Genomic DNA, 1370 nt, shown 5'->3' on the forward strand with positions numbered 1-1370 from the left:
GCGCGCCGCTGCGCCAGCACGTGCACGCGGCGCGCGGCGCACAGCAGCTGCACGGCGGCCTTCACGTCGGCCGCGCGCACGCTGTCTTCGAGGTGGCCGAGTTCGCCGATCGCCTCGGCCACGTACTGGTTCAGGAAGCCGCCGCTGGCCGCGCCGTCGCCGCTGCGGCGCTGCTGGTTGATGCGCTCGCGGTAGCTGCCCGAGCGCTCGACCAGGTGGCCGCGGAACACCTGCTGCATCTGCGAGAAACCGTTGAAGCCCAGCGCATTGGCGAAGCGGATCAGCGACGACGGCTGCACCTGCGCCGCCTCGGCGATCACCGCCACCGTGCCGAGCGCGAGCTCGTTCGGGCGCTCCAGCGCGAAGCGCGCGATGCGCTGCAGCTGCGCCGGAAGCTCCGGATAGGCGCGCGAGATCGCATCCTTCAATTCGTCGTAGCTGGAGATGGGACTCATGAGGCTGAACTGTCTAGGGGGAAGCACTGACCCGCAATAGGAACAAACATTCTTGCGCTCAGAAACTGTAGAACATATATTCCGGCGAGTCCACAGTTCATTGCCCAGCGTTCCAACATGCTCAGCACCACACGACACGCGCCGCTCGCCCCGCTTCCGCTCCTGGTCACGGTGGCGGTGCTCGCCAGCACGCCGCTGTGGCTGAGCCAGGTCGGGCTCTACCAGTACCTGGCGCTGGAAATCATGATCTGGATGCTGTTCGCGCTCGGCCACAACCTGCTGCTCGGCTACGGCGGGCTGCCGTCGTTCGGGCACGGCGCGTACTTCGGCATCGGCGCCTATGCATTCGGGCTGCTGCAGCTGCGCGGCGGTGCCGGGCTGGTGCTGGGCGTGCTCGGTGCGGTGCTGATCGCGGCGCTGGCGGGCGCCCTGGTCGGCGCGTTCATCTCGCACCGGCGCGGCATCTACTACGCGCTGCTGACGATCGCGTTCGGGCAGCTCGCCTGGTTCATCGCCGGCAAGTGGCACACGGTGACCGGCGGCGAGGACGGGCTGCTGAACATCAAGCGGCCCGACCTGTCGCTCGGCTTCGTCGACCTCTCGCTGAAGAGCAACGAGGCCTTCTTCTACTTCGCGCTGGTGGTGTTCGCGCTGGTGGTGGCGGCGCTGTGGCGGCTGGTGCATTCGCCGTTCGGCCGCATCCTGCGCGCGATCAAGCAGAACGAGATGCGCGCCGCGTTCGTCGGCCACCCGGTGTGGCTCTACAAGTGGCTGGCCTTCATCATCTCGACGGCGGTGGCGGGGCTGGCCGGCGCGCTGTTCGCGATGGCGCAGCAATCGGCCTACCCGAACGTGATGAGCCTGCACAACTCCGGCTTCGTCGTGATGATGGTGCTGATCGGCGGCGGCCTGGTG

2 protein-coding genes are annotated in these 1370 nt (G+C 67.9%); one reads left to right on the forward strand and one right to left on the reverse strand.

From position 1 onward, the window contains the following. A partial coding sequence (locus AC1D01_RS34805) for a MurR/RpiR family transcriptional regulator (protein WP_477874095.1) occupies window positions 1-455 on the reverse strand: 455 nt, incomplete at its 3' end. A gap of 117 nt (window positions 456-572) precedes the next feature. Between AC1D01_RS34805 and AC1D01_RS34810 the strand changes: the two genes are divergently transcribed. Further along, the coding region (locus AC1D01_RS34810; RefSeq protein ID WP_477874098.1) for a branched-chain amino acid ABC transporter permease at window positions 573-1370 on the forward strand (798 nt) is incomplete at its 3' end.

The sequence above is a fragment of the Rhizobacter sp. P3_B12 genome, from assembly GCF_056402895.1.